This window comes from Streptomyces bathyalis (assembly GCF_015910445.1).
Taxonomy (GTDB): domain Bacteria; phylum Actinomycetota; class Actinomycetes; order Streptomycetales; family Streptomycetaceae; genus Streptomyces; species Streptomyces bathyalis.
The window spans coordinates 6,858,720-6,884,975 of record NZ_CP048882.1 but is presented as its reverse complement, the minus strand read 5'-3'; the positions used below and the strand labels follow the sequence as shown (position 1 = coordinate 6,884,975).

The window sequence follows — 26,256 nt, the reverse complement described above, 5'->3', positions numbered from 1 at the left end:
GAGGGACCGTGCGGGTCGCACTCTTCATCACCTGCGTCAACGACACGCTCTATCCCCGTACCGGGCAGGCGGTCGTCACCCTCCTGGAACGGCTCGGTGTCGAGGTCGGCTTTCCCGAAGGCCAGAGCTGCTGCGGCCAGCCGCAGTTCAACACCGGGTACCGGAAGGAGGCCGTACCGCTGGCACGCCGGTACGCCGACGTCTTCCGCGACTACGACCACGTCGTCGTGCCCTCCGGATCCTGCGCGGCGATGGTGCGGGACAACTACCCCCGCATCGACGCCGAGGCCACACAGGGCGCCGTCGCCCGCACCTACGAACTCACCGAGTTCCTCGTCGACGTGCTCGGCGTGACCGACGTCGGCGCGTACTACCCGCACACCGTCACCTACCACCCCACCTGCCACGGGCTGCGCATGCTCGGGCTCGGCGACCGCCCGCGCCGGCTGCTGGAGGCCGTGAAGGGGCTGCGCCTGGTGGAGCTGGAAGGCGCCGAGGAATGCTGCGGATTCGGCGGCACCTTCGCGGTGAAGAACGCAGACGTCTCCGCCGCCATGGGCGCCGACAAGGCCCGGCACATCGAGGAGACCGACGCCGAGGCGGTGTGCACCGTCGACAACTCCTGTCTCATGCACATCGGCGGCACGCTCACCCGGCGCGGAGCCGCGACGCGCCCCGTACACATCGCCGAGATCCTGGCGGGCACCGAGGAGGCACGTCTGTGAGCGGTACGTATCTGGGCATGCCCTCCTTCCCCCGGGCGGCCGCCTCCTCCACACGGGACATGAGGCTGCGCGGCAATCTGCGGCACGCGACGCACACCATCCGCGCCAAGCGCGCACAGGCCGTCGAAGAGCTCGGCGACTGGGCTCAGTTGCGCGCGGCGGGCGCCGCGCTGAAGAACCGCACGCTGCGCCATCTCGACCACTACCTGGAGCAGTTGGAGACCGCGGTGACCGGGGCCGGCGGTCAGGTGCACTGGGCCCGGGACGCGGAGGAGGCCAACAGGATCGTCGCGGACCTCGTCCGGGAGACGGGCGAGAGCGATGTCGTGAAGGTCAAGTCCATGGCCACGCAGGAGACCGGGCTCAACGAGGCGCTGGCGAAGGCGGGCATCTCCGCGTACGAGACAGACCTCGCCGAACTCATCGTTCAGCTCGGCGACGACCTGCCCTCCCACATCCTCGTTCCCGCCATCCACCGCAACCGCGACCAGATCCGCGACATCTTCCGCGAGAAGATGGGCAGTTGGGGACGGGCCGCACCGAAGAACCTCAGCGACGACCCGGCGGAACTGGCGGAGGCCGCGCGCCTGCATCTGCGGGAGAAGTTCCTCAACGCGAAGGTCGGCATCTCCGGCGCCAACTTCATGGTGGCCGAGACCGGCACGCTCGTCGTCGTGGAGTCGGAGGGCAACGGCCGCATGTGCCTGACCCTTCCCGAGACGCTGATCTCGGTCGTCGGCATCGAGAAGATCGTGCCGACGTGGCAGGACCTGGAGGTCTTCCTGCAGACGCTGCCCCGCTCCTCCACGGCCGAGCGCATGAACCCCTACACCTCCACCTGGACGGGCACCACGGACGAGGACGGGCCCTCGGCCTTCCATCTCGTCCTGCTCGACAACGGCCGCACGGACACTCTGGCCGACACCGTCGGCCGGCAGGCCCTGCGTTGCATCCGCTGCTCGGCCTGCCTGAACGTCTGCCCTGTCTACGAGCGCGCCGGCGGCCACGCCTACGGCTCCCCTTATCCGGGACCGATCGGCGCCATCCTCACTCCCCAACTGCGCGGCATGCAGAGCGAACTGGACGCCTCGCTGCCGTACGCCTCCTCGCTGTGCGGGGCCTGCTACGAGGTGTGCCCCGTCGCCATCGACATCCCCGAGGTGCTGGTGCACCTGCGCGAGCGCGTCGTCGAGGGCGGCACCGCCACCGTCCGCGGGCAGAGGACCACCATCAAGCCGGCGAAGGGACACGCGGCCGAGCGTGCCGTCATGCGGGCCGCCCGCTGGACCTTCGAGCATCCCCGTGCCATGCGCACCGGCCAGCGGATCGCCTCGCGTACGCGGCGGCTGACGCCGCGGCGACTTCCCCTGCCGGGCCCGGGCAGGGCGTGGTCCGACAGCCGGGACATTCCGCGCCCCGCTCCGGAATCCTTCCGCGACTGGTGGCGACGGACCCGGGGCAGCGGCTCCGCCGGTTCCGGCCGTGAAGGAGGCGACGCCCGATGAGCAGCCGCGATGTCGTCCTCGGGCGCGTGCGCCGAGCTCTCGCCGACGTGCCGCGCGACGAGGGCCCCGAGGAGGCAGCCGTCCCCCGCGACTACTGGACCAGCCACGCCGAGCGCACCGACGCCCAGCGGCTGGATCTGCTCGCGGAGAACCTGGCCGACTACCGCGCCCTGGTGCACCGCTGCACGCCCGCCCAACTGCCCGCCAGGATCGCGGAACTGCTGAGCGCACGCGGTGCCCGCAGTGTGGTCGCGCCCCCGGGCATCCCGGCGGACTGGGTGCCCGCGGAAGTCGAACGCGTCGCCGACGAGCCTTCGATGACGCCCCACGAACTCGACGCCCTCGACAGCGTCGTGACGTGCTGCGCCGTGGCCATCGCCGAGACCGGGACCATCGTCCTGGACGCGCGAGAGGACCAGGGCCGGCGCCGCATCTCGCTCGTGCCGGACCATCACATCTGCGTCGTACGCGCCCCGGAACAGATCGTCGACTCGGTGCCGCGGGCCCTCGGCCGCCTCGACCCGGCCCGCCCGCAAACCTGGATCTCGGGTCCGTCGGCCACCAGCGACATCGAACTCGACCGCGTCGAGGGCGTCCACGGGCCGAGGACGCTGGAAGTGATCATCACGTCGCCGGAACCCTGACCAACTCGGTCACGGCCGCCCCTCCCTCACAGCCGGGATATCCGGTGGCCCTGGGCGCCCGGCCACCGCAAGACTGGGCCCGTGACGTCAAATTTGAGGAACATCTCGGTCGACTGCGCGAACCCCTACGCGCTGGCCCGCTTCTGGAGCGAGGTCCTCGGCATCCCGGTCCACCCCGACGACGAACCCGGCGACGACGAGGTGGGCATCCCACTCGACGGCGGAGGGACGCTGCTGTTCCTCAAGGTCCCCGAGTCGAAGGCCGGGAAGAACCGCCTGCATCTGTGCGTGGAAGCGCAGGTGTCGCGCGACCGGGAGGTCGAGCGGCTGCTGCAGCGGGGCGCGACGATGTTCGACGACCGCCGCGCCGAGGACGGCACCGGCTGGGCCGTGCTCGCCGACCCCGAGGGCAACGAGTTCTGCGTGCTGCGGAGCGCGGCCGAACGGGAGGCCACGTCGGCCGCATCGTCCACGGGGCCCTGACGACGCTTCGTCGGGGCCCCCACGTGCACACGAGCCCGTGCGGACATCGCGCTCCCACCTGCGCGCAGCCCTCCGAAACGCCGCGACCTAGGCCCCCCTCCGCACGGCCTACGCCCCGCGTCCCGCGCTCGGCCCGGCCGTTCGACCCAGGTCGGCAGCCCGTTACGCACCGCGCGACGGCGGCCTAGCGTCAGCCGGTATGGACACCGACCGAACCGACAGCAGCGGCACGCTGGACGAGGCACTGGAGCGGCTGCACCGCAGTGGCCCCGAGCGCGAGGACTGGCTCAGCAATCACGCCCCGATGGCCGTCGAGGCCCTGGTGCGGCACGGCAAGGCACGCACGGTGCACCGATGGCTGGACCAGTACGAGGACAACCTGGAGGACATGCCCGGGCGTTCGTCGCCCGTCACGGACGCGGACTGGCGCGAGGCGCTGGGAGACCCACGTCGGCTGGCCGACTGGATCGGCTACTTCACGCGGACTCTTCAGGAGCGTCCCTGGCGGGAGGTGCTCGCCGAGTGGTGGCCGCGGCTGCTGCCGGGCATCAGCGCCGCAGCGACGCACGGCGTGATCCGCGTGGGCCACGCCGTGCGGACCCTGCTCGACGAGCCGGCCGTGGATCACCGCGGAGCGCCCGCCCCGGGTCCCCGGCTGACGGAGCTCGCTCACGCCCTCGGCTACTGGGCGGCACGGCACTGGCCGCTGCCCGGGATCGGCCTCTCCCCCGGGGCGAGTTCGCCCGCGGCCGCACTTCACGCCGTCCCGCGCATCCAGGACCAGAGCGGAGGATTCCGGGACCGTGTCCCCCGCATCACCGCGCTGCCCGGCCTGCCGGGCTCCGACGGCGCAGGCTCCGGCGCGGCCGGTCCCGGGCAGGCACGCGCGGCCCTGGAGGACGTGGTGCGAGCCGCTACGCACCTGTACGCGACGCACGCGCACGGACAGCCCGTGATGCTGGTGCACGCGGCGACCGCGCCGAACGCCGTACTGCGGACGTTGCCCGCCCTGCCCGAGCGGCTCTGGGTACCGAGCCTGGAGGCCGCCTGGTCGGCGGCCGCGCTGGTGACGGCGGCCTACGCGCCGGCCGCCCCCTCGCCCGCGCCCCTGGATGCGGCCTCGCGTCTGACCTCCGAGGAGGTCTTCGAGCGTGCGGCCGCGCACGGCGACGAGCACGCCATCAAGCTCACCGACACGGCCCTGGACGTGGCCGCCCGGGACGCGGCGGGAACCGGCAACGGAAGCGTCCATGCGCTGGCGGCGGCGCTGCGCTCCGTCGAACTCATCGATCCCGCCGCCTGATCACACTGCGGCGACGGAACGGCCGGGGCTACAGCTCGGCTGCGAAGGTGCCGTGGGAACGCTCGTCGAAAAGCACGAACCGCACTTCGTCGAAGCCCTCGGCCTCCTCGCGCACGGTGGCGACGGCGATGCGGGCGCCGTCGTCCAGCGGCCAGCCGTACACCCCGGTGGAGATCGCCGGGAAGGCGACCGTACGGGCACCCAACTCCCGTGCGACGCCGAGCGATTCGCGGTAGCAGGACGCCAGCAGCTCCGAGCGGTCCTCGCTCTTCGACCAGACGGGCCCGACGGTGTGGATCACCCACCGGGCAGGCATGCGTCCCGCCGTCGTGGCGACGGCCTGCCCGGTCGGCAGACCCTCGGCATAGCGGGAGCCGCGCAGCTCACGGCACTCGGCGAGGATGTCCGGGCCGCCCTTGCGGTGAATGGCGCCGTCGACTCCGCCGCCGCCCAGCAGCGAGGAGTTGGCGGCGTTGACCACCGCGTCGACGTCCTGTTCCGTGATGTCGCCCTGCACGATCGTGACGGCGGCGTTCGTCGGATTCGGCATACCGGCCATCCTCGCACCGTGCAACTGCCGTCGTGCGTACCGGCGGCGACGCCCAGACCCTCACCTTCGGGGCCTTCGGCTTCAGCTGCCCGGCTGCCCAGAAGCCCGGCTGCCCGGCTGCCCGGCTGCCCGGCTCCCGGTAGCTACGCCGTCTCGGCGCGTTCGAACCTGCGCACGCACGTGGGGTGCACCAAGTACACGCCCCAGGCACCGCGCTCCATCCGCTTCACCCTGATCGTGTAGCGGCTCGCGATCCGGGAGCGGTCCAGCCGCGACGCGAGACGAGCGCGGAGCTCGCTCGCCTCGGGCTCGGTGTTGGCCGAGCCGATGAGCTTCACTCCGGCCCTGTTGCTCGTGATCACGTTCGCTCCGGACCGACGAGGGACCGCCGCCAGATAGGACGAGGACTCGGGCTGCTGACGCAGATCCTCTCGGAACCCCATGACGTGCCTCCTGATCAGCAGCTTCCCGTGCGCATGCAACCGTGCATGCGTCACGCCCCCGGAGAGCCGAAACCCCCACTGCGTCGGGTCTACTGGGGGAGGAAACCCGACGTGGTGGGGGTCGTCGACCCTGAGGGCTCAATTCGAGAGTGCGTCCGAGATGTCCGTATAGCAAGGGTTCGAGTGAAACTTTCACAATCTGACGAGTCGAACCTTCCGTCCGCTGGGTGGAGCAGTCTCCGTCGCCCCCGCGATGGGCCGCGGATGGAGCGCCCGAGCTCCGTCACTCGATCCCTCCGCTGGTCAATGAGGCGGCCTTTCATTGTGCGCACCACTGGCGGCATGCGCGCACCCTGGCAGCCGCCATCACCGTGGGATAACTTGCGTCACCAGCTGTGCCCTGACCACGCCCGCCTCCGGAAGGACACCAGCCGATGTCCAGCGCCCCCTCCCGTCGCTCGATCTTCCTCGGCGGCACGGCTGCCGCTCTCGGTGCCCCGCTGCTCACCGCAGGCAGCGCCTCCGCCGCCACTCCCCCCGGCAGCGCCGCTCACGGGCGGGTCACGATGGGTGCCGAGGTGGCCGCGGCCTCCGGCTGGAAGTTGCTGCGCGGCCGCAAGGTCGGCGTGGTCAGCAACCCGACGGGGGTGCTGCGGGACACCAGCCACGTCGTGGACTCCATGGCCGCGCGCAAGGAGCTGAACATCGTGGGGGTGTTCGGGCCCGAGCACGGCTTCCGCGGCAGCGCCCAGGCGGGCGAGTCCGAGCCGGAGTTCGAGGATCCGCGCACCGGCCTGACGGTCTATGACGCCTACGGCGCGGACGCGGCCAAGATGGCGCAGCTGTTCCGCAAGGCCGGCGCGGACACCATCGTCTTCGACATCCAGGACGTGGGAGTGCGCTTCTACACCTACATCTGGACGATGTATCAGGCGATGGTCGCCGCCCGCGACATCGGCGCCGCCTTCCTCGTGCTGGACCGTCCGAACCCGGTGGGGCGGCGGGCGGACGGGCCGATGATGACGAAGGAGTTCACCTCCGGGGTCGGCCTGAAACCCATCATCCAGCAGCACGGCCTGACGGTCGGCGAGCTGGCCGGCTACTTCAACGGCGAGCTGCTTCCGGACGAGGGCAAGGGCGGCAAGGTCGAACTCGAGGTCGTACGCGTACGGGGCTGGGACCCCTCGGCGCCCGCGCAGGAGACGGGCCTGCCGTGGGTGCCGCCGTCGCCGAACATGCCGTTCCCCGACACGGCCACCGTCTACTCGGGCACCGGCTACTTCGAGGGCACGAACCTCTCCGAGGGCCGGGGCACCACGAGGCCCTTCGAATTCATCGGCGCCCCCTATCTGGACCACCACTACAGCGACCGGCTCAACGCCCGGAAGCTGCCCGGAGTCCGCTTCAGGGAGGGCTACTTCGTGCCCACCTTCAGCAAGCACCAGGGCAAGACGTGCGGGGGCGTCCAGCTGCACGTCACCGATCCGCGGCGCTACCGTCCCGTTCCGACGGCCGTCGCGATGCTCGCAGAGGCGATGAAGTACGACGGCTTCGCCTGGCGCAAGGACAACGACCCGCGCCCGTACTGGATCGACAAGCTCTCGGGGTCGACGCGGCTGCGGACGATGCTCGACGCCGGCAAGGACACGGACGAGGTCATCGGCGCCTGGGAGGACGAGGTCCGCGCCTTCGACCGCACCCGTCGGCAGTACTTCCTCTACCGCTGAGGGACGCGGCTGCCGATGCGTCCGATCTGGCCGCCGCCGCGCTGGGACCCGGCGGCGGCCACCACGAAAGAATCCCCGAACTGACCCCGGGGCCCTACCTGTCGAGCGTCTTGTTCGCGCCCTCCGGCAACTTCAGGTACACGAGCGCGGAGATGAGGCACAGCACGGCCACGTACCAGGGAAAGGCCCCTGGCCGTCCCAGGTCCTTGAAGAGCGTGCCCATGTAGGGCGCGGTGCCGCCGAAGAGGGCGACCGTCGCGGAGTACGGGAAGCCGATGCCGGCGGCGCGCACGCGGGCGGGGAAGACCTCGGCGTTCACCGCGGCGGCGATCGACGTGTAGCCGGTCAGCAGGACCATGCCCGCGCACTGCACCAGCAGGAGCGAGGTGAAAGACGTGGTGATCGAGTTCAGCAGCGGTACGCACAGCACCGCGAAGCCCACGGAGAAGGTGAGCAGCAGCGGCTTGCGCCCGACGCGGTCGGAGAGCAGACCGCCCAGCGGCTGCAGCAGGGCGAAGAACGCCAGCGAGATGGTGCCGATCAGCAGCGAATCGCCCTTGTCGAAGCCGACGTTGACCTGGGCGTAGGTCGGCAGGTACGAGGTCCACGTGTAGTAGGCGATGGTCGCGCCGGTCGTGATGCCGCAGATGAGCAGCGACTCACGCGGGTGCGTGCGCAGCGCCTCGAAGAGTCCGGGGCGTGGCGCGGCCTGCTGCTCGGCGCTGCGGGTCTCCTGCGAGCCCCGCCTGATCCAGAAGCCCACGAGACTCAGCACCGCGCCGAGCAGGAACGCCGCCCGCCAGCCCCACTGATGCATGGCGCCGTCGTCGATGGAGGCGACCAGCAGTGCCGTGATGCCGGAGGCGATGAGCTGCCCGACGGTGGTGGAGACGTACTGGAAGCTGGAGAAGAATCCGCGCCTGCCGGGCCCCGCCGACTCCACGAGGAACGTCGTCGCCGCGGCGAACTCGCCGCCCACGGAGAGACCTTGCAGCAGCCTGGCGATCACGAGCACGACGGGGCCGAGCAGTCCGGCGGCGGCGTATGTGGGGGTCAGCGCCAGCAGGAGGCTGCTGCCGCCCATCAGCAGGATGGTGGCGGTCAGCGCGGCGCGGCGTCCGCGGCGGTCGGCGATGGCCCCGAGCAGCAGCCCGCCGATGGGGCGCATGAAGAAGCCGACGGCGAAGACGGCGAACGTCGAGAGCAGCGGGACGAGCGAGTTTCCCGCGCTCGCAGGGAAGATCTCGTCGGCGATGAACGTCGCGAGGAAGGTGTAGGCGAGCCAGTCGTACCACTCGACCGCGTTGCCTACGGAGGCGGCGAGAAGCTGGCGCCCGGAGCGCATCGGTGGGGCCTCGCCGGCTGCCTTCGTGGGCCCGGCGGCATCGGTGGGCTGCGTCATGAGCCGTTGCCTCCCCAGATTTCACCCACGCACACGCGTGTGAATGCCTGCACACCAAACCCGACGTGGCTGCCCGGAGACGTGCCTTCCGCGGAGCGGGCCGGCCTCGATGCCCGTGGGCGTGAGGGGCGTTGGGCCGGCTATCCGGAGGCGGCGTCCCCGAGCATTCCCGCCACCTCTTCCGCGACGGTCCGGTGCCAGTCCGAACGCCGCCTCAGCATCGCGTGGTCGCCGCCCCGCATCGGGACGAAGCGGGTCTCGGCTCCGGCCTGACGGGCTCGGATCAGCAGCCGGCGGGAGGCCTCGGGATCCGTCACCCGGTCCCGGTCCCCGTGGAGTACGACGACGCGACGCCCCGCGAGCTGCCCCACGGGCTCACCCTCCGGGCACCACGGGGCCAGCGCGACCACGCCGCGCACCGCGGGCTCACCGGCCACGCGCAGCGCAGCCCGTCCGCCCATCGAATGCCCGACGACCACGACCGGCAACTCGCCCACGGTGCGGGCCAGTTCACCGAGTGCCCAGCGGGCGTCCCGCGAGGCGTCCTCACGTTCGCCGTTCCAGCCGCGGCACCGGTATCTCACCCGGCACAGCAGCACCGACTGGCCCGCGGTGGCCCTGGCCAGGGACGGAAAGAAGAGCCGCATCCGGGCGCCGGGCAGGTTCCACGGCGGCGGAGCCTCCAGCCCCTCGGAGCGGCCGCCGTGCAGCACCAGCACGGCGGCCTTCGGCTCCTCGACGGTGGCGTGCGCGACGAGCGCGGGAGAGGCCGGTACCTCCCACGCCGTCACCGGGCTCCCCCGGGCCGGTGAACGCGGCGGCTGCCGTGCGGCCCGCGCACCTCGCGATGCCTCCCGGAGACACACAGCCCCACCACGGACAGCGCGGCCCAGCCCACGGACACGGCTACGGCCTTGGCACGGGCGTGCCGCGGAAGCGTCGAGCCCAGCAGCGCGGCGTCTCCCAGGTCGGAAGCGACCCGTACCAGGGCGGCGGTGCGCAGAGCCGGTCCCTCCGGTGCGCACGCCATTGCCAGCCCGCACGCCGCGTCCCGCAGCGCCAGCGGGCGCAGCGAGGTCCGCGTCGCCTCCGCGACCCGTCCGTCTTCACCGGTCAGGGCCGAGGGCCGCGCCAGCAGCTCAGGCCTTGCCGTCACCGCGAGCCCGTACAGGGCCGTGGCCGCGCCGACCAACCGCAACATCCTCACGTGCACAGTCTCCGCCTCGCCGTTCCTCGACGTTCCCGTTTCTGGCCTTCCGCGGCGCGCGGGCCCGGCCCGCCAGCCGTCGGTGCCGTGTACCCCGAGGTCACGCGGGAACGCGGAACCTGTGCGCCGTGCGTGCAGGTGCGCTCCGCCGGGCAGGCGCCCGCCGTGCCCCTGGGCGCCGGGAATCCGGCAAACTCCGGACGGTCCGCGAGGGTCCCCCGTCGCCATGGGCGGCAGTATCGCGACATGCCCCATGGGAGGGTCTCAGAAGGTGCCGGACACTCAGGAATCGCAGACCGTCTTCGCGGTGGCCGGGCTGGGCGCGCCCGTGGAGATCCGCATCGACCGGTGGGGCGTACCGCATCTGTACGCCTCGTCCCGGCAGGACCTCTTCCTCGCCCAGGGCTTCAACGCGGCCCGTGACCGCCTCTTCCAGATCGACCTGTGGCGCCGCCGCGGACTGGGACTGCTCTCGGAGGTCTTCGGCGAGCGGTATCTCGAACACGACCGCGCGGCCCGGCTGTTCCTGTACCGCGGCGCGATGGACGACGAATGGCGTTCCTACGGTCCGGACGTGGAGCCGGCGGCGAGGGCGTTCACCGCGGGCGTCAACGCGTTCGTCGAGCTGTGCCGTCGTCAACGGGAGCTACTGCCACGGGAGTTCGAGCTGCTCGGCTACGAACCCTCCCTCTGGGAACCGTCCGACGTGGCCCGCATCCGCAGCCACGGGCTCCACTACAACCTGGGCGAGGAGGTCTCCCGGGCGCTGACGCTGCGCGACTTCGGGCCGCAGGTCGAGGAATTGCGGCGGGTGCGCGAGCCCTCGCCGCACCGGCTGCGGCTGCCGGAGGGCCTGGATCTGTCCGTGATTCCCGACGACGTGCTGCGCGTGTACCGGCTGGCGACTGTGGCGCCCTGGGCGGCGCCTTCGGCGGGATCGCCACCGCCGTCCCGCGCTGGTCTGGACGGCAGCAACAACTGGGTGCTGGACGCCTCCCGCACCGCCACGGGACGTCCCATGCTCGCCAACGATCCTCATCGCGCGCTCACCCTGCCGTCGCTGCGCTACCTGGTGCATCTGACGGCTCCGGGCCTCGATGTCGTCGGCGGCGGTGAACCCGCGCTGCCCGGCGTCTCCATCGGGCACAACGGGCGGATCGCCTTCGGGCTGACGATCTTCCCCATCGACCAGGAGGACCTGTACGTCTACCGCACCGACCCGGAGGATCCCACGCGGTACCGCTACGGCGACGGCTGGGAGTCCATGGTGCGGGTGACCGAGCAGGTTCCCGTACGAGGCGGCAACGACGCGGAGGCCGAGCTGTGGTTCACCCGGCACGGCCCGGTGATCCGCCGGCTCCCGGAGCGGAACGCGGCGTTCGCCGTCCGGGCGGCCTGGCTGGAGCCCGGCATGGCCCCGTACCTGGGCAGCATGAACTACATGGGCGCGGAGAGCGCCGAGGACTTCACGGAGGCCATGCGGGCTTGGGGCTCACCGGGCGAGAACCAGGTCTACGCGGCCACGGACGGCACCGTCGGGTGGATGCCCGCGGGCCGCGTCCCCGTCCGCCCGGGCTGGGACGGGACGCTGCCGGTGCCGGGCGACGGACGGTACGAATGGGCGGGCCGTCACGAGCCCGGCACCCTCCCGTCGGCCCGCGGCCCCCAGGACGGCTGGATCGCCACCGCCAACCAGATGAACCTGCCGCCCGGATACCCCAACGCCGAACGCACCGTCACCTACGACTGGTACGCGCCCTACCGGTACCGGCGCATCGCCGAGACGCTGGAGAGCCGTCACGACTGGACGGTCGAGGACTGCGTGGGGCTGCAGAGCGACTACGTCAGCCTCCCGGCACGCAGCATCCAGCCGTTGCTGTCCGGACTGACCAGCGACGACCCGCGCGTGGCCCAGGCCCTGGAGATGCTGCGTGACTGGGACGCCCGGCTGTCGGCGGACTCGTCCGCGGCGGCGCTGTTCGAGATCTGGTTCCGGCGCCACCTGCGCCCGGCCCTGCTCCGCTCGGCTCTGCGGCAGCTGCTGCCCGCCGACCGGGCCGAGGAGGCGCTGGTCCGGATCCTCCCCGCCGAGGACGCCGCCGCCGACGCCCGCGTGGACCTCGGACTGCTGCTAGCACCGGGCGACCGGCTGGGCCCCGACCCCGCACGCGAGGTGCGCCGGATCATCCTTGACTCCCTCGCCGGGGCCTTCGCGGAGGCGGAGAGCCTGCTCGGCGGCGACCCCGGCAGCTGGCAGTGGGGCACCCTGCATCACAGCCTCCTGCGGCACCCGCTGGCCGAACTGCTGCGGGAGCGGACGGGAAGCGAGCCGGAGTGGGCGTCCGTCGGACCGGCGCCGCGCGGCGGCAGCGGCGACACTGTCGGTGCCGCCGCCTACACCTCGGCGTTCCGCCAGAGCGGAGGTGCCACGTTCCGCCTCGTCGTGGACGTCGGCTCCTGGGACGAGTCCATGGCCATGAACTCCCCGGGCCAGTCCGGCGATCCGCGCAGCGGCCACTACCGCGACCTGTTCGACGCATGGGCGGCCGACTCGGCCTTCCCCCTCCTCTACAGCCGCCCCACGGTCGAGGAGCACACGGAGCGGATCGTCACGCTGCGGCCCGCGCCGGAGGGACCGTAGGACGCGGCGGGCAAGGTGCCGAGCCAACTCCGGACCTTTTCAGCCCAGTTGACGTACGAACGCGGTCACGAAGAGCGCGCCGGCCAGGCCGATCAGCGGCACGGAGAGCACCACCCACAAGGGCCTGTGAGCCCCACGCAGAGGCGCCGTCATCAGCCGGTGCAGATGAGTGAGGCCGCACAGCAGCCCGGCCGCTGCCGCCGCGAGCGGCAGCGCCACGGCGAAGTGAGCGAGCCAGGCGCCCGTCCTGCCGGGCCCGCCCCAGGCGTCGTCGTACGGACCGTGGTCGACGAATCCGTAGAAGGGCCCCCGAAGAACGGCCAGAAGCAGAACCCCGGCCGGCAGGAGCGCCAGCACACCCAGCAGCACCGTCGCCGCGGCATGCCCCATCAGCCGTACCGTCCCCGGCCGAGGCACACCGGGGACCGTCCCGACCCCCATGCGTCTGCAGGCCGCTTCGGGCCGACCGCCAACGGCCGCGACGAGCGCCCCCAGTCCGGCAGGCAGAAGGGCGACGGCGTGTACGAGGCGGCGCCCTCGGTGCGATGGCCGCCACGGAAAGGATGCCGCGGACGGAAGGGATGGTCGGGCGGACTCCTGCGGATCGGTCATGGGGCGGGACCGTAGGGACCGTGCCGGACCCTCTGCGACACCCTGCGGAGCCGTTCGCACCCCCTACGGCGGTAGGGGGCGAACACCGCAGGGTCGTGCGTCCTCCGTACCGCCACCGTCAGGCGCCGGGCCCAACCGCGAGGCGCCCCCATGCCGAGACCATCGGTGAGGTGGCCAGGTCGAGTTGCTGCGAGTCGACGTTCCTCAGGTGCTCATCGATCTCCTCCTCGGTCGCCAGTCCGGCGTTCAGCAGGGAACCGCGGATCTGCTCCACCGTGGCACGCTCCAGTCGCACGCACTCGGGCCCCGTCAGCGGGGAGTAGGAATCAGCCTCCACATCGGCGAGCCCCGCCTCCCTCAACAGGCGCGGCAGGGTGCGCCCGTAGGCCAAGTCCACGCCGCGCTGGGCCATCAGCGCGCGGAAGCCGTCCTTGAGCTTGTTGGCCAGCCGCTGCTCCGGGCCGTGCTCGTCGGGACAGACCTTCGGCTGCAGCTGCGGATCCGCCTCCTCCAGAAGGAGGTGACCGCCGGGACGGAGCGAACGCACCATCGCTTCCAACGCCCGCTCGCGTGCGGTGACATGCACGAGGACCAGCCGTGCGTGCACCAGATCGAATCCCTCGCCGGGTGGTTCGTCCTTCCCCACGTCGTGCTGCCGCACCTCGTACGCCGGGCGTTCCGCCCCGGAAGTCAGCCACGACACGTCGATGTCCGTCGCCACCACATGCCCCTCGGGACCGACCTGACGCGCCAGCCAGCCCGGCACCGAAGGCCCGCCTGCTCCCACCTCCCAGCACCGCCATCCCGGCCGGATGCCCAGCGCCTCGACATGACGGAACGTCGAAGGGTCGAACAGCGCCGAGAGCGCCTCGAATCTGCGGCCCGCCTCCGGCTGCTGGTTGTCCAGGAGGTACTTCTCCTCATCTCCGCTCATGGCCGAATCATGGCCCACACGGCCGCCGGCCCGGTACGGGGCGCCGTCGCGACCGGCCGGCCCCGGCGGAAGATCGCGGGGAACCCGTTCCACCGGGTCCCCGGGTCCGGGATGATTGCCCTCGTCGACGGGCCACCGAGGACGCAGGGGCATACCTGCCGGGCACGGTCGGGAAACGGGAGTACGGGGATGACCGAGGTAGTGCTGTTCCACCACGCGCAGGGGCTCACCCCCGGCGTCGCCGCCTTCGCCGACGGGTTGCGCCTCGCCGGGCACACGGTGCACACACCCGACCTCTTCGACGGCCGTGTCTTCGGCACCCTGGAGGAGGGCCTGCACCACTGCGAGGAGACCGGCTTCGGCGAACTGCTGGAGCGCGGCGCCAAGGCCGTCGACGGCCTGCCCGCCGAGGTTGTGTACGCGGGCCTCTCCCTCGGCGTGCTGCCGGCCCAGAGCCTGGCGCAGACGAGGTCAGGAGCCCGCGGCGCGCTCCTCATCCATGCCTGCGTCCCGTTCCGGGAGTTCGGCACCGCGTGGCCCGGCGGGGTGCCGGTGCAGGTGCACGCGATGGACGCGGACCCGGTCTTCGTGGGCGACGGTGACATCGACGCGGCCCGCGAGCTCGTCGAGGAGGCCGAGGACGCGGAGCTCTTCCTCTACCCCGGCAGCGAACACCTCTTCACCGACAGCTCGCTGTCCGCGTACGACGCGGATGCCGCCGCACTCCTGCGCGAGAGGGTGCTGGGCTTCCTCGACTGAGCGGCCGCGAGCCGGCCACCGTCCAGATACGCGGACGGCAGTGCCCCGCAACGAACGGACTCAACTCGCCGACGCCACACGGCACTTCGGCACGGCCGCCGCCGTGCTACCGCCCGGCCCGGCGGGCGGTGCGTCCGACCGCAGGCGGATCCTCTCGACCGCCACGGGGCCCCCGCGTCCACCCCCCGGATCACCGCGCACTTCTTCGAACACTTCTCGGCAAGAAGGCAATTGAGGCCGGAATCCGGAGGGATCTCTCGCGCCACGGCACCCTGCGTCCGTGCCGAACGGCCGCACAGGGACCGCCCGTTTCCGGGGCGAGCCGCAGTGCTCCGGCGGCAGTTCCTCACCTGCGCCGCGGCATGCGGTGCGACACCTCGGGGGCGCATGACACGCGACTGTGCGCCGGTCAAACAACTGATCATTCCGGCTACGCTCGTTCAATGGCCAACTTTCTGCCGGTTGCCCGCCTACGGCTCCCCAGGGGCAGGCAGTTCGCCCTGACCTGGAGCATCCCCGACCAGTTCGGCGGCATGACGAGCGCGATGCTCCACCGCTCCCGTGCCCTCGTCGGCCTCGCGGGACGCCCCGTGGACGTCCTCACCTTCGACGCCCGTCCCGACTACCCGGCGCTCGAGGCCGAGTTGCGCTCGTCCGGTGAACTCGTCGACGGCATGCGCCTGATGAACCTCTACGACTTCTTCCGCACCCACGAGCTCCCGGCCTCCGCGGCGGGTTCGCTCCACCTCGACCGCGACCCCTTCACCCCGCTCGGCGCCGACTCCTCCCATGTGCCGGCGCTGCGTGGCGACCTCGTGCTGCGCCGGGAGCGATGCGCCGCGGACGGGACGGTACTCCAGGTCGACCACTACAGGGAGGACGGTTCGCTTCTGCTCAGCGACCGGAGGGACGCGGGCGTCCCAGGCAAGGAGAGCGGCAGATCCGTCGTCCTGTGCGATGCGAACGGGAACCCCGTCCGCTCCTGGAACCGGATCTGGTCCTTCTACCGCTTCTGGCTCGACCTCGCCCGCAACCGCGAACCCTCGATCATGATCGTCGACAGCAAGACCGTGGCGACGTTCATGCTCACCTACCGGCGCAAGCTCGCCACCACCATGCACGTGGTGCACAACTCGCACCTCGCGCTCAACGGAGGGCCGACCGAGACACTGCGGGAATCGCGGCGACCGGTCTTCGAGCGGCTCCAGGACTTCGACTCGGTGGTTCTCCTGACACCCCGGCAGAAGCAGGACGTGGAGAGGCTGCTCGGCCCCGCGGAGAACCTCTGCGTGATTCCCAACAGCAGAAGCCTCGACCGGCTCTCCCGGACCGGCCGCTCCAGACCGCCGCAGCGCGGCATCGTCATCGCGGCGCTCGTCAACCGCAAGCGCGTCGACCACGCCGTCCGCGGGACGGTACGCGCGGCAGAGCTCGCCGACCGCGCGATCAGCCTCGACGTCTACGGCGAAGGGCGCAAGCGGGAATCCCTGGAGACGCTGATCGCCGCACTGGACGCGCACGACAACGTCCGTCTCCACGGCCACCGCTCCGATGCTCGCGCCCGCCTCCACGAGTCGTCCTTCATCGTTCTCACAGGAAGCACCGAGGGCCTGCCGCTGGTGCTGATCGAGGCGATGGCGGCCGGGTGCGTCCCCGTCGCCTACGACATCCCCTACGGCCCGGCGGACGTCATCACCCACGGGCAGAACGGGTTCCTCATCGAAGAGGGCGACGAGCAGGGGCTGGCCGATGCGATCGCCGCGCTCGTGACGATGGAGCCGGAGCGCCTGACGAGGATGCGCCGGGACGCCCGGCGCGTCGCGGGGCAATTCTCGGACGCCGGCGTGACGAGGCTCTGGGCGCGGGAGATGCGCGAGGCCCAACGGCGTCACCAGGCGGTCTTTGGGCGCCCCGCCGGGCGTGCCCGCAAGCTGGTGCGGCGTGCCCGGCGGGCGCTGACTTGGCCGGTCCGCCGTGTCCGGCTGCGCATCGCGCAGCGGCAGGCGCGCACGACCGCCGACGTATGAGCCGCTCAGGGCAGTCGCCGCGTGTGCGGTCGGTTGAGGCCGCCCGGCGCAGCACGAGTTCGCGGTGGCCGTGGCCTCCGGCCGTCACCCTGAGCCGAAGTTACCGTAGCGTAACCAACCGACAGGTTACCGCTGGTACGCCTTCGCCGTTAGTTTTCCCTCGCCGGGCATTCGGGAGCAGCGCGAAGGGAGAGAGCCATGGGAGAACCGTTCGGGACCTCTGGGAACGGCCCGGCCCCCGGTGGCCGAGCCGCTGAACCGGCGACGGCGGGGCGCACCGCTCCCGCGGCGCCTTCGCGGAAGGGGTCCGGTCGCCGCCGCTTGCTGACGAGCGCCGTCGCGGTCGCCGCCTGTCTCGGTGCTCAGGCCGCACCCGCCTCGGCGGCAGCAGCCCAGGCGGAAGCCGACCAGCACGACCGAACGGTCTCGCGAGGCGTTCCCATCCCCGCGTTCTACGACCCGCCCGCGCAGCTGCCCGAGGCCGACGGCGCAGTGATCCGGAGCGAGGCGCTCCCGCTCGGTCTGAGCCTGCCCGGACCGAACGGCCCCCTCCCCGGCAGTGCGACCAGAGTGATGTACAAGTCCACGGACTCAGGCGGGAATCCGGTCGCGGTGACCGGGGCCTACATCGAGCCGTCGGCCGACTGGAAGGGCGACGGACCCCGTCCGCTGGTGGCCCTGGCGCCGGGCACCATGGGGCAGGGCGACCAGTGCGCGGCATCGCTCGCCCTCGAGCACCCGGTGACGCTGAACGGCCGGACCGTGTCCGTCGGTTACGAGGACGTGGCCGTCTACCGGCTCCTCGCGGCGGGCGCCGCGGTGGTCGTCACCGACTACGCCGGTCTCGGCGCGACCGACCGGCTGCATACGTACGTCGACCGTCTCGACGAGGGCCACGCACTGCTCGACGCCGCGCGGGCGGCCCGTGCCGTCGACGGATCGTCCGTCACCTCCGCCTCACGCGTCGGCATGTACGGATACAGCCAGGGAGGCGGCGCGGCAGCCGCGGCGGCCGAGCTGCAACCCGCCTACGCTCCCGACGTGAACCTGGCCGGCACATACTCCGGCGCACCGCCCGCCGACCTGGCCGAGGTCGTCAAGGGCATCGACGGCAGTGCCCTGGCCGGCGCTCTGGGCTGGTCGATCAACGGTTTCGTCCAGTCGGACCCCGCCCTCCAGGAGATCGCGGACGCCAACATCAACGCGACGGGCAAGGCCGCGCTCGAGGACCTGTCGACGATGTGCGTGGGCGACGCGATCCTCAGGTACGGCTTCAGCAAGAGCACCCAGTGGACGACCAGCGGCAAGTCCCTCACGGACATCGTCGAGGCGGAGCCGGAACTCCGGGCGACTCTCGACAAGCAGCGGATCGGCAGGCTGAAGCCGGCAGGGCCGGTGCGTGTGGCGACCGGCGTGCAGGACGACATCGTCGGACACGCCCAGGCGCGCCGGCTCGCGGTCGACTGGTGCCACAAGGGGGCGGACGTCACCTACAAGCCCGTCGATCTGCCCAACCTCGGGGACGGGCTTCTCACGAACCACCTGACACCGCTCCTCGTCGACCAGGGCAGCGCCATCTCATGGCTGACCGACCGCCTGTCCGGCAAGCCCGCCGCGTCCAACTGCGGGTCCCTGCCTGCCCGGAGGTGACGGGCGCGCCCGGATGCGGGAGCTCCCGCATCCCATCGGCCCCGAGGCCCCGGATGCCCGGCGGTCCCGTCAGCTCTCGTACTCGTCGGCGGGGGCCTTGACCGGCCGAGCCCGGCTGACGTCGAAGTAGGGAATGACGCCGTGGTTGACGGGGTCCGCGGTGCGCTTGCCGGAGTAGGTGCCAGTGACCTCCAGCCACGTGTCGGCCTGGAGCGTCGGAGGCAGTTGGCCGGAGAGGCCGATCTTCACCGGTGCGGCGTCGGCCGCGCAGCAGTTGAGGACCATGCGCGTGAGGTAGGGGGCACCCCTGCGGTCGAGGGCGACGAACCCGGTCATCCTGATCGTCCGGTCGCCGAGGGAGCGTCCGTGGTCGTAGACCGCGCGCGCCGCGTAGTCGCCGACGCCGAGCCGGAGGGGGCTGCCGGCGGGGAGGCTCGGGAAACCCGGCGGCCGTTGCAGAGCGGTCCCGGCGCGCATGGCGCTGTAGGAACCCGGTGCGGGCGGGGCGACAAGGATGAGAGCCAGCAGGGGAAGGACGAGTAGCCACGATATTCGCGGTTCCCGGTGGCCGTGACCGTGCCCGTGCCCATGGCCGTGGCTGTCGTCGTGGCCGTCGTCGCGTTCGTCGTCCGGCCGGCTCTCCCGGGACCCGCGCGACCGCCGCAGTTCGTACCAGACGGTCGCCAGGGCCGTGAGGATCAGCACGATGCCGGCGGCGAGCAGCAGCGGGCGCAGCCCGGCCTTGACGTAGCGCAGGTAGAGGTCGGTGAAGCCGGCACGCAGCACGGCCACGCCGATGAGGAACAGCACCGCTGCCTGTGCGTGCCGGTTCACAGGAGCACCGCCCCGACCAGGACCGAGACAAGTACCGCCAGGGCGAAGGTGGCGGGGGCGAACCGCACCGCGAACCCCCGGCCGAATGTGGCGGCCTGCATGGCGAAGAGCTTCAGATCGATCATCGGCCCGACGACGAGGAAGGCCAGCCGGGCCGTGAGCGAGAACTGCGACAGGGAGGCGGCCACGAACGCGTCGGCCTCGGAGCAGATCGACAACAGCACGGCGAGGAGGCCCAGGGCGAGGACTGCCACCACGGGGTTGGCGGCCGCACTCTCCAGCCAGCCGGCCGGGACCACGGCCTTGAGGGTGGCGGCAGCCATAGCGCCGACGACGAGGAAGCCGCCGGCGTGCATGACGTCGTGCCGCACGGATCCCCAGAACGCCGCCCCTTTGCCGAGGCCCTCGAAGGAGGGGCGGGCCGGCGGGCGCAGCCAGTCGGTGCGGGCCCACCTCTGCCACATCCACCCCATCGCGCACGCGACCAGCAGACTCGCGACGAACCGCGCGAGCACCATCTCAGGATTGCGGGGGAACGCGACGGCGGTGGCGGTCAGCACGATCGGGTTGATCGCCGGGGCGGACAGCAGGAAGGCCAGGGCCGCGGCCGGTGTGACGCCCCGCCGTACGAGCGCACCGGCCACCGGTACGGAAGCGCATTCGCAGCCGGGCAGCACCGCTCCGCCCACTCCGGCGACCGGCACCGCCAGCGCGGGCCGCTTCGGGAGCGCGCGGACGAAGAACGACGGCGGGACGAAGACAGCGATGACCGCCGAGAGCAGCACACCGAGCACGAGGAAGGGCAGCGCCTGCACGACCACCGCGACGAACACGGTCATCCAGCTCTGCATCACCGGAGCGGACAGCGCCCGGCCGACGGGCGCCTGCAGCACCATCACCAGGAGCAGCACGAGAATCAGCACGAGCGACGAGCTGACCCGCCGGCGCTGCGGGCTCTCCGCCTCGCGCCCTTCGGCCCGTGGCGGAGCTGCTTCGGTGGTCGGCACGGGTGAGGTACCTCCGGTTCAGCGTGCGGGCCGCGAGAGCCGAGGTTGCGGCACGGTTCGCCAGCGTAGCCGTGCCTCTTCGCGGCGTCCGTCGAACCGGATGACGCACCGCCGTGAGCGAGCCGGCAGGTCCGGAAGGTGCGCCGCTGCGAGGCCGCGGCCTACGAGTGCGGGCAGAACGGTCGAACTCGCATGAACCCGGCCCCGTTGCACCGGCTTCCGCTTCCCACGGGTACGGGCCCTTCGGCGCACATGTGCGAGTCGGCCGAGCACCCGAGTATGTGACCCCGTTGTGAAGCCCTTCCGTCCTGGTCAGCGAGGTGTGTGAGGAGATCGAGAACCCGATTGTCCGCTCAGGGGGTTTGCGGCAAGGGGACAGTACGGTGCGGGGATGCGCATCGTCTCCCTGCTTCCCGCGGCGACGGACATCGTCGCCGAACTCGGCCTGGCCGGCGATCTGGTGGGCCGCACGCACGAGTGCGACTGGCCGCCCGAAGCGGTGAAGGACACACCGGTCGTGACCTCTGCGGGCTTCGACGCGGACCTGATGGGCAGCAAGGAGATCTCGGAAGCCGTCGGCGGTGCGCGCCACAGCGGCTCGTCGCTGTACGCGCTCGACCTCGGGAAACTCGCCGAGCTCGAACCCGATGTGGTGCTCACCCAGGAGCTGTGCGAGGTCTGCGCGGTCTCCTACAGCAGTGTCGCGGGGGCCGTGCGCACGATGGAGAGCGGACCGACGGTGCTGAGCCTGGAGCCCCGCACCCTCACGGACGTCCTCGGCTGCGTGGAACGCGTCGGCGCGGAGCTGGGCGTCCCCCTGGAGGGGGCGAGGCAAGCCGCGGCGCTGCGGCAACGCCTGGAGAAGGTACGCAAGTCGGTCGCCGGCCGGCCCAGGCCGCGGGTGGCGGCGATCGAATGGCTGGACCCGTTGTGGCCGGCGGGTCACTGGGTGCCCGAGCAGATCCGCACCGCCGGCGGTGAACCCCTGCTCGCCGAAGCCGGTGAGCACACCGAACCTGTCGACTGGGAGACCGTACGGGCCGCGCAGCCCGAGGTGCTGCTGCTCATGCCGTGCGGGCTCGGTCCCGAACGCACCGAAGCGGAGAAGGAGTTGCTCACCGGACTGCCGGGCTGGGCGGAGCTGCCGGCCGTGCGGGACGGACAGGTGTGGGTGGTGGACGGCCCGGCATACTTCAACCGCCCGGGGCCGCGCGTGGTGCGGGGAGCCGAGGTGCTCGCCCACATCCTCCACGGAGTCACCATCGGCGACGAGGTCACGCCGGACGAGGCAAGGCACGCAACGGGATAGACCAACTGCCCCTGAGCGACGGTCAGTTGGCCGCTCGCCCCGACGGACGCTCGTGGTCCGGCCCGTCCGGGACGGACGGGCCGGCCAGGTACCGGCTTCAGTCCCGCACGGCGTCCGACCGGCTCCCGTCCACGGGGATCCACACCCGCATCGGGCCGTGCTCGCGGTGCGCCCACAGGTGGTACGGCACCGCCGTCATCTCGAACGGCTCCCCCGGTGCCTCACCCGTCCGCTCGCCGCTTTCCCCGTACCGGCCGTACGGCCACCACGAAGTGGAGGAGCCGGGTGCGGCGGTGTGCGCCGTTGCGCCCACGGTGACCGTGCCGCCGAGCAGGCCGGGCCGCTCCTCCGAGGTGAGGGCGTGCCCGGTGTCCAGGCGCAGGTCCTCCAGCCGGGTACCGGCCGGCTGGTCGACCTGTTCGACGCAGTAGACGAGCGGCCCGCGTTCGACGGCCACGCACCCGCGGACCGCGTCGGCGCGCTCCGGCGGTGTGGTCAGCCTCGGCGCGAGATCCAGGTCGAGGACGACCGTGTCGCCGGGCTGCCAGCGGCGGCGCAGCCTCAGCCATCCGTCCTCGTCGCGGGCCTCGTCCGGGCCCAGCGGCTCCCCCGCCACGCTCACGGACCAGCGGCCCCGCGCCCAGTGCGGCACGCGCAGCGTCAACGGACGGTCGCCGCCCGCGGTTTCGGTGATGCTGACCTCGACGCGGCCGCGCCAGGGGTAGTCGGTGGACACGCGGACGGCGATGCCGTCACTCGCGTACGTGCCCGTCGCGTACTGGTGCAGAACCAGCCCTTCACCGTCGGCGGCTGCCATGTAGTGCGGCAGGGATGCCAGCAGCCGCATCACGTTCGGCGGGCAGCACGCACAGCGGAACCAGCGGGTGCGGAACGCCGTGTGGTCACCGTCGTCACGCTCATGTCCGTCGCGCACCTGGAGCGGGTTGACGTAGACGTAGCGCTCGCCGTCGAGGGAGACGCCGGAGAGGAAGCCGTTGAACAGCACACGCTCCAAGTGATCCGCGTAGCGCGCACGGCCGGTCGCCAGCAGCAGCCGCCAGCCGAACATGACCGATGCGATGGCTGCGCAGGTCTCGGTGTAGGCCCGCTCGGGGGGCAGCTCGTACGGGTCGCCGAAGGCTTCGTCCTTGTGGTGCGATCCGACGCCGCCGGTGAGGTACGTCCTGGTCGCCCCCATCTCCTCCCACAGTCGTTCGGCGGTCTCCAGCAGCGTCCGGTCTCCCGTCTCGGCGTAGACGTCGACGACACCGGCGAGCAGGTAGAGCTGACGTACCGAATGGCCTGCCACGGCGTCGGCTTCCCGGACCGGCACGTGGTCCTGCCAGTACCTGCTGCCGAACCGTCCCTCGGGAAGCAGTCCGTGGCCGCGGCGGTCCACGAACCAGCGGGCACGGTCCAGGTGACGCCGCTCGCCCGTGCACCGGTACAGCTCGACCAGCGCCGTCTCGATCTCCGGGTGGCCGCAGATCCCGTCGATCCGGTTCTCGCCCGTCCCGAACCGTTCGTCGATGTGGTCCGCGAACCGGCGTGCCACGTCGAGGAGTTCACTGCCGCCGGTGGTCCTCGCGTGCGCCACGGCGGCCTGGATGAGGTGACCGGCGCAGTACAGCTCGTGGCCCCAGTCCAGCTCCTCGAAGCGCACTCCGGGCTTGCGCACCTGGAAGTGGGTCTGGAGGTATCCGTCGGACTGCTGCGCGCGGGCGAGCAGTCCGGCCAGTTCGGCGATCCTGCCGGTGAGTTCGGCGGAGGTGGCCGCGGTGGTGCCGGGGTCGCCGAGCTGCCAGGCGGCGGCCTCCAGCCACTTGTGCACGTCGGAGTCCATGAACGGCAGGTCGCCCGCGTATTCGCCGTCGGCCTCACCGGCCGCCAGGCGGAGATTGTGCAGGTTGCCGGCCTCCTCCAGCCGGTCGTACCCGCCGGGGATGCTTCGGTGGGCGTTGGCCGTGCGCCGTGCCTCCCACAGCCCGCCGGTGATACGGGCCGCGGCGGCGGGCCGGAGGACGGTCCGGGCTCCGGCGGTGAGCGCGAGAGGGCCGGCGGAGACGGGACTTGCGGAGGTGGGTTGCGCCTCCATGCGGGCTCCTCAGGTGCGGGCGGCGACCGGGCGCCGTCCAGCGGCGGCACGGCAGCCGAGCGTGGCTTCGAACCGCTCCGGCGGGACGGCCCGGACGGGACCGAGTGTGCGGAGGCCCGCGTTCCGGACCCGCTGGCGTGGTACCACAGGCCCGGCACGAAGGGCCAGCGTCGGCGCAGCACACCGGGAGCCGTGACCCCTGCCCGGGCGCCGCCTTCCTCGGTCGCTCGCCGAACGGAGCGGCGCGCAGGGTGAGATGACCTCCCGGGCTCCCGCTCACTCGCTCGGTCGCCCAGTCGCTCAGCCGCTCGGTCCCTCAGCGCAGGTTCCGGCACAGGAGCGCGTCGGGCGCACCGGAGGAGCCCCCACGGCCGGTCCATGCGATGCCGGCGGCGTACTCGTCGTCCGCGCACTGCCCCTTGTGGTGCCCGTATGCGAAGTCGCCTCCCCCGGCGCCGGGCGGACGGCTGTCGGAACGGTCGAACCACACGGCCCTGCCGCCCCCGCCCAGCCTCTCCCGCGCCTCGGTGCACAGGGCGGCCGAGACCGCCGCTCCCCGTGCGCTGTACCCGGTCAGGAACTGGCCCGGCGGGCACTGGAACTTGGTGTGTCCGGGTGCCCAGTCATGACCGGGCTCGACGTGCCGTTCGTCGCGCACCACCTCATGGGCGCCGTCCGGTGCGGACAGTCCGCGCGCCCCGGCGTCGGTGCACAGCCCCCGGTTGCCGGAGTGGCTGAGCCCGGCGAGGCGCTGGCCGTCCGGGCAGGCGGACTTCCGCGCACCTTCGTCCCAGTCGGGCAGCTTCCGCATGCGCAGGGACTGGACGAAGTCACCGTGGTCCGGGCTCAGCATCGACCAGCGGTCCACGGGCGGGACCTCGCCCGTCCGGCCCGGCGTGCCGACCAGCCGGCTCCAGGCACCGGCGCGCCAGTCGTCTCCGTCGAAGACCCCGATGCGCCGTCCGGCCGAGTCCCATTGCAGCAACGCCCATCCGTTGCCCTTCCGGTCCTCGTGCCAGCCGACGAGCGGCCAGTAGGCGAAGTCCGCGTCCGTCTCGACGAGAAAGTCGACGAAGTTCTCGAACCACGCACGCTCCTTCGCGCCGGTCCCGTCCCGGCCGCCGACCCCGAACTCGCTGATCCACACGGGCGCGGTGAAGTGCTGGTCCTGCTGCGAGGCGACGTAGAAGGCCTGCCGCCGCAGGACGTCGTGCAGCTCACCGCGGCCGAGGTCGCGGTAGCGGGGATCGGAGGTCTCGCCGATGCCGGTGGCGCCGCTGTGGTTCGGTCCCGTGTAGCCGTAGAAGTGGGCCGAGTAGACGAGCTTCCCGGAGCGCACGAGGGTGTGGGAGAGGCGCTGGACGGGCTCGAGAGTGGGCCGGCCGTGCGGGAGGCCGTCCACGGGAAGCCCGGTCCAGTTGATCCCCTCGACGATCACGAGAAGGTTCTCGTTCGACTCCTGGAGGATGCGGTCTCCGAGGCGCTGCGACGCGGCGAACCAGTCATGCCGGTCGCCGAGGCCCCAGTTGGGGTCGTCGAGCACGGAGCGACGCACCTCGTTGTAGAGGTCGGCGCCCGCGACGCGCGGGTTGTCGCGGTAGCGGCGGGTCATGAACAGCCAGTCGCTCTCCCACTTCTCGGTGCTCTGGCCGCTGTTCCAGCGCTCGTTGCCGTCGACGCCGCAGCACCAGCGAGTGGTGTTGGTGTGGTTGTTGAGGATCACCGCGAGGCCGGCGTCGGTGAGCGCCTCGACCGCCGCGTCGTAGACCTGGAGGGGCGTCTTGCCCTTCAGCGCCGGATTGGCCGCCACCGAGGCGTCGGCGACCGGACGTTCGTCGTGGATCATCTCGTTGGAGAACGGCAGACGCACGCTGTTGAGCCCGAGTTCGCGGAACCCCGCGACGATCTCCGGCATCGGCGCGCGGTCCAGCCCAAGGGGCATGCGGTCGGACTTCTCACCCGCGTGGTTGTTCGCGGGGTCGTCGGGACTGCCCGACCCGGTCCAAGTGCCGCTCGCGCCATGCCAGTTGCCGGAGCGCAGCTTGAACCGCTCCCCCTTGGCGTCGACGACGTACCGGCCCCGGGTGCTGAGCGGGGGCTCCCAGTCCTCCACGGGCGGGACGGCGGCGCCGGGTTCCGGGCTGTCAGCGGTGTGCGCGGCGGCGCGGACGGGCAGTTGGGCCGCTGGGCGGTGCCCGGACCGGGGCGCTTGCGGCTCGGGCATCGAAGCACCCGCCAGGCCCGCCACCAGGGCGAGCGCGAGCGCTGATCTGACGAAGGACATCCTCACGAGCACACGCTTCCCAGTATTGGTACGGTCCAATCCGTGTACGCCCGGGGTGCGGTGCCGGAACGCCGTACCGGGGACAGACGCGAGCCGGGCCCGGCGGTGGCGGCGC

22 protein-coding genes are annotated in these 26,256 nt (G+C 72.0%); 11 read left to right on the top strand and 11 right to left on the bottom strand.

Annotation, left to right across the window (positions count from 1 at the left end):
• Positions 1-8: 8 nt before the first annotated feature.
• The 5 genes from G4Z16_RS29975 to G4Z16_RS29955 all read left to right on the top strand — a co-directional run bounded on the left by G4Z16_RS29975 (position 9) and on the right by G4Z16_RS29955 (position 4,660).
• Positions 9-725, top strand: a complete 717-nt coding sequence (locus tag G4Z16_RS29975) for a (Fe-S)-binding protein (RefSeq protein WP_197353698.1) — start codon at positions 9-11, stop codon at positions 723-725.
• Positions 722-2,230, top strand: coding sequence for a LutB/LldF family L-lactate oxidation iron-sulfur protein (locus G4Z16_RS29970; protein ID WP_197353697.1), 1,509 nt, complete (start codon positions 722-724; stop codon positions 2,228-2,230). The genes G4Z16_RS29975 and G4Z16_RS29970 overlap by 4 nt, the downstream gene beginning before the upstream one ends.
• Positions 2,227-2,874 (top strand): LutC/YkgG family protein, encoded by a 648-nt coding sequence (locus G4Z16_RS29965; RefSeq protein ID WP_197353696.1) that lies wholly within the window; start codon positions 2,227-2,229, stop codon positions 2,872-2,874. Before G4Z16_RS29970 ends, G4Z16_RS29965 begins: the two co-directional genes overlap by 4 nt.
• A gap of 81 nt (positions 2,875-2,955) precedes the next feature.
• On the top strand, positions 2,956-3,357 hold the full coding sequence (locus G4Z16_RS29960) for a VOC family protein (RefSeq protein WP_197353695.1): 402 nt from the start codon (positions 2,956-2,958) through the stop codon (positions 3,355-3,357).
• A gap of 199 nt (positions 3,358-3,556) precedes the next feature.
• Positions 3,557-4,660, top strand: coding sequence for a questin oxidase family protein (locus G4Z16_RS29955; protein ID WP_197353694.1), 1,104 nt, complete (start codon positions 3,557-3,559; stop codon positions 4,658-4,660).
• Positions 4,661-4,688: 28 nt separating this feature from the next.
• Here the strand turns inward: G4Z16_RS29955 and G4Z16_RS29950 are convergent, their stop codons facing one another.
• Both G4Z16_RS29950 and G4Z16_RS29945 read right to left on the bottom strand, forming a co-directional pair.
• Positions 4,689-5,210, bottom strand: a complete 522-nt coding sequence (locus G4Z16_RS29950; protein WP_197353693.1) for an O-acetyl-ADP-ribose deacetylase — start codon at positions 5,208-5,210, stop codon at positions 4,689-4,691.
• 143 nt (positions 5,211-5,353) lie between these two features.
• The gene (locus tag G4Z16_RS29945; RefSeq protein ID WP_197353692.1) at positions 5,354-5,653 is read right to left on the bottom strand and encodes a hypothetical protein; all 300 of its coding nucleotides are present in this window, start codon (positions 5,651-5,653) and stop codon (positions 5,354-5,356) included.
• A 434-nt stretch (positions 5,654-6,087) separates the two neighbouring features.
• Here G4Z16_RS29945 and G4Z16_RS29940 point away from each other — a divergent pair, with 434 nt between their 5' ends.
• Positions 6,088-7,380: an exo-beta-N-acetylmuramidase NamZ family protein gene (locus G4Z16_RS29940; RefSeq protein ID WP_197353691.1), complete on the top strand. Its 1,293-nt coding sequence runs from the start codon at positions 6,088-6,090 to the stop codon at positions 7,378-7,380.
• Positions 7,381-7,474: 94 nt separating this feature from the next.
• Here the strand turns inward: G4Z16_RS29940 and G4Z16_RS29935 are convergent, their stop codons facing one another.
• The 3 genes from G4Z16_RS29935 to G4Z16_RS29925 form a co-directional block, all read right to left on the bottom strand.
• Positions 7,475-8,782: an MFS transporter gene (locus G4Z16_RS29935; RefSeq protein ID WP_425508133.1), complete on the bottom strand. Its 1,308-nt coding sequence runs from the start codon at positions 8,780-8,782 to the stop codon at positions 7,475-7,477.
• A gap of 140 nt (positions 8,783-8,922) precedes the next feature.
• Entirely contained in the window at positions 8,923-9,573 is a 651-nt protein-coding gene (locus G4Z16_RS29930; protein WP_246531141.1) for an alpha/beta hydrolase, read from the bottom strand.
• Positions 9,570-9,995 carry a hypothetical protein gene (locus G4Z16_RS29925; protein WP_197353690.1) on the bottom strand — a complete coding sequence of 142 codons (426 nt, stop codon included), beginning with the start codon at positions 9,993-9,995 and terminating at the stop codon, positions 9,570-9,572. Before G4Z16_RS29925 ends, G4Z16_RS29930 begins: the two co-directional genes overlap by 4 nt.
• 265 nt (positions 9,996-10,260) lie before the next feature.
• Between G4Z16_RS29925 and G4Z16_RS29920 the strand changes: the two genes are divergently transcribed.
• A complete protein-coding gene (locus tag G4Z16_RS29920) occupies positions 10,261-12,630 on the top strand; it encodes a penicillin acylase family protein (RefSeq protein WP_246531140.1) in 2,370 nt (789 codons plus the stop codon).
• Positions 12,631-12,669: 39 nt separating this feature from the next.
• Here the strand turns inward: G4Z16_RS29920 and G4Z16_RS29915 are convergent, their stop codons facing one another.
• Together G4Z16_RS29915 and G4Z16_RS29910 are read right to left on the bottom strand one after the other, a co-directional pair.
• Positions 12,670-13,020, bottom strand: coding sequence for a hypothetical protein (locus G4Z16_RS29915; protein WP_197353688.1), 351 nt, complete (start codon positions 13,018-13,020; stop codon positions 12,670-12,672).
• Positions 13,021-13,360: 340 nt separating this feature from the next.
• Positions 13,361-14,176, bottom strand: coding sequence for a methyltransferase domain-containing protein (locus G4Z16_RS29910; RefSeq protein WP_197353687.1), 816 nt, complete (start codon positions 14,174-14,176; stop codon positions 13,361-13,363).
• A gap of 189 nt (positions 14,177-14,365) precedes the next feature.
• Here G4Z16_RS29910 and G4Z16_RS29905 point away from each other — a divergent pair, with 189 nt between their 5' ends.
• From G4Z16_RS29905 to G4Z16_RS29895, 3 genes are all read left to right on the top strand, one after another.
• Positions 14,366-14,935, top strand: coding sequence for a dienelactone hydrolase family protein (locus tag G4Z16_RS29905; RefSeq protein ID WP_197353686.1), 570 nt, complete (start codon positions 14,366-14,368; stop codon positions 14,933-14,935).
• Positions 14,936-15,378: 443 nt separating this feature from the next.
• Positions 15,379-16,962, top strand: a complete 1,584-nt coding sequence (locus tag G4Z16_RS29900) for a glycosyltransferase (protein ID WP_197353685.1) — start codon at positions 15,379-15,381, stop codon at positions 16,960-16,962.
• Positions 16,963-17,160: 198 nt separating this feature from the next.
• Entirely contained in the window at positions 17,161-18,612 is a 1,452-nt protein-coding gene (locus tag G4Z16_RS29895) for a lipase family protein (RefSeq protein ID WP_197353684.1), read from the top strand.
• 69 nt (positions 18,613-18,681) lie between these two features.
• Here G4Z16_RS29895 and G4Z16_RS29890 read toward each other — a convergent pair whose 3' ends face one another.
• Entirely contained in the window at positions 18,682-19,446 is a 765-nt protein-coding gene (locus G4Z16_RS29890; RefSeq protein WP_197353683.1) for a TIGR03943 family putative permease subunit, read from the bottom strand.
• The gene (locus tag G4Z16_RS29885) at positions 19,443-20,453 is read right to left on the bottom strand and encodes a permease (RefSeq protein WP_197353682.1); all 1,011 of its coding nucleotides are present in this window, start codon (positions 20,451-20,453) and stop codon (positions 19,443-19,445) included. Before G4Z16_RS29885 ends, G4Z16_RS29890 begins: the two co-directional genes overlap by 4 nt.
• A gap of 391 nt (positions 20,454-20,844) precedes the next feature.
• On the opposite strand from G4Z16_RS29885, the gene G4Z16_RS29880 reads away from it, so the two are divergent.
• Positions 20,845-21,762, top strand: a complete 918-nt coding sequence (locus G4Z16_RS29880; RefSeq protein ID WP_197353681.1) for a cobalamin-binding protein — start codon at positions 20,845-20,847, stop codon at positions 21,760-21,762.
• A gap of 97 nt (positions 21,763-21,859) precedes the next feature.
• On the opposite strand, the gene G4Z16_RS29875 is transcribed toward G4Z16_RS29880, so the two are convergent.
• Positions 21,860-23,857 carry a glycoside hydrolase family 127 protein gene (locus G4Z16_RS29875; protein ID WP_197353680.1) on the bottom strand — a complete coding sequence of 666 codons (1,998 nt, stop codon included), beginning with the start codon at positions 23,855-23,857 and terminating at the stop codon, positions 21,860-21,862.
• Between the two features lie 316 nt (positions 23,858-24,173).
• Complete coding sequence (locus G4Z16_RS29870) at positions 24,174-26,141, bottom strand: glycoside hydrolase family 5 protein (RefSeq protein WP_246531138.1); 1,968 nt, start codon at positions 26,139-26,141, stop codon at positions 24,174-24,176.
• Positions 26,142-26,256 lie beyond the last annotated feature (115 nt).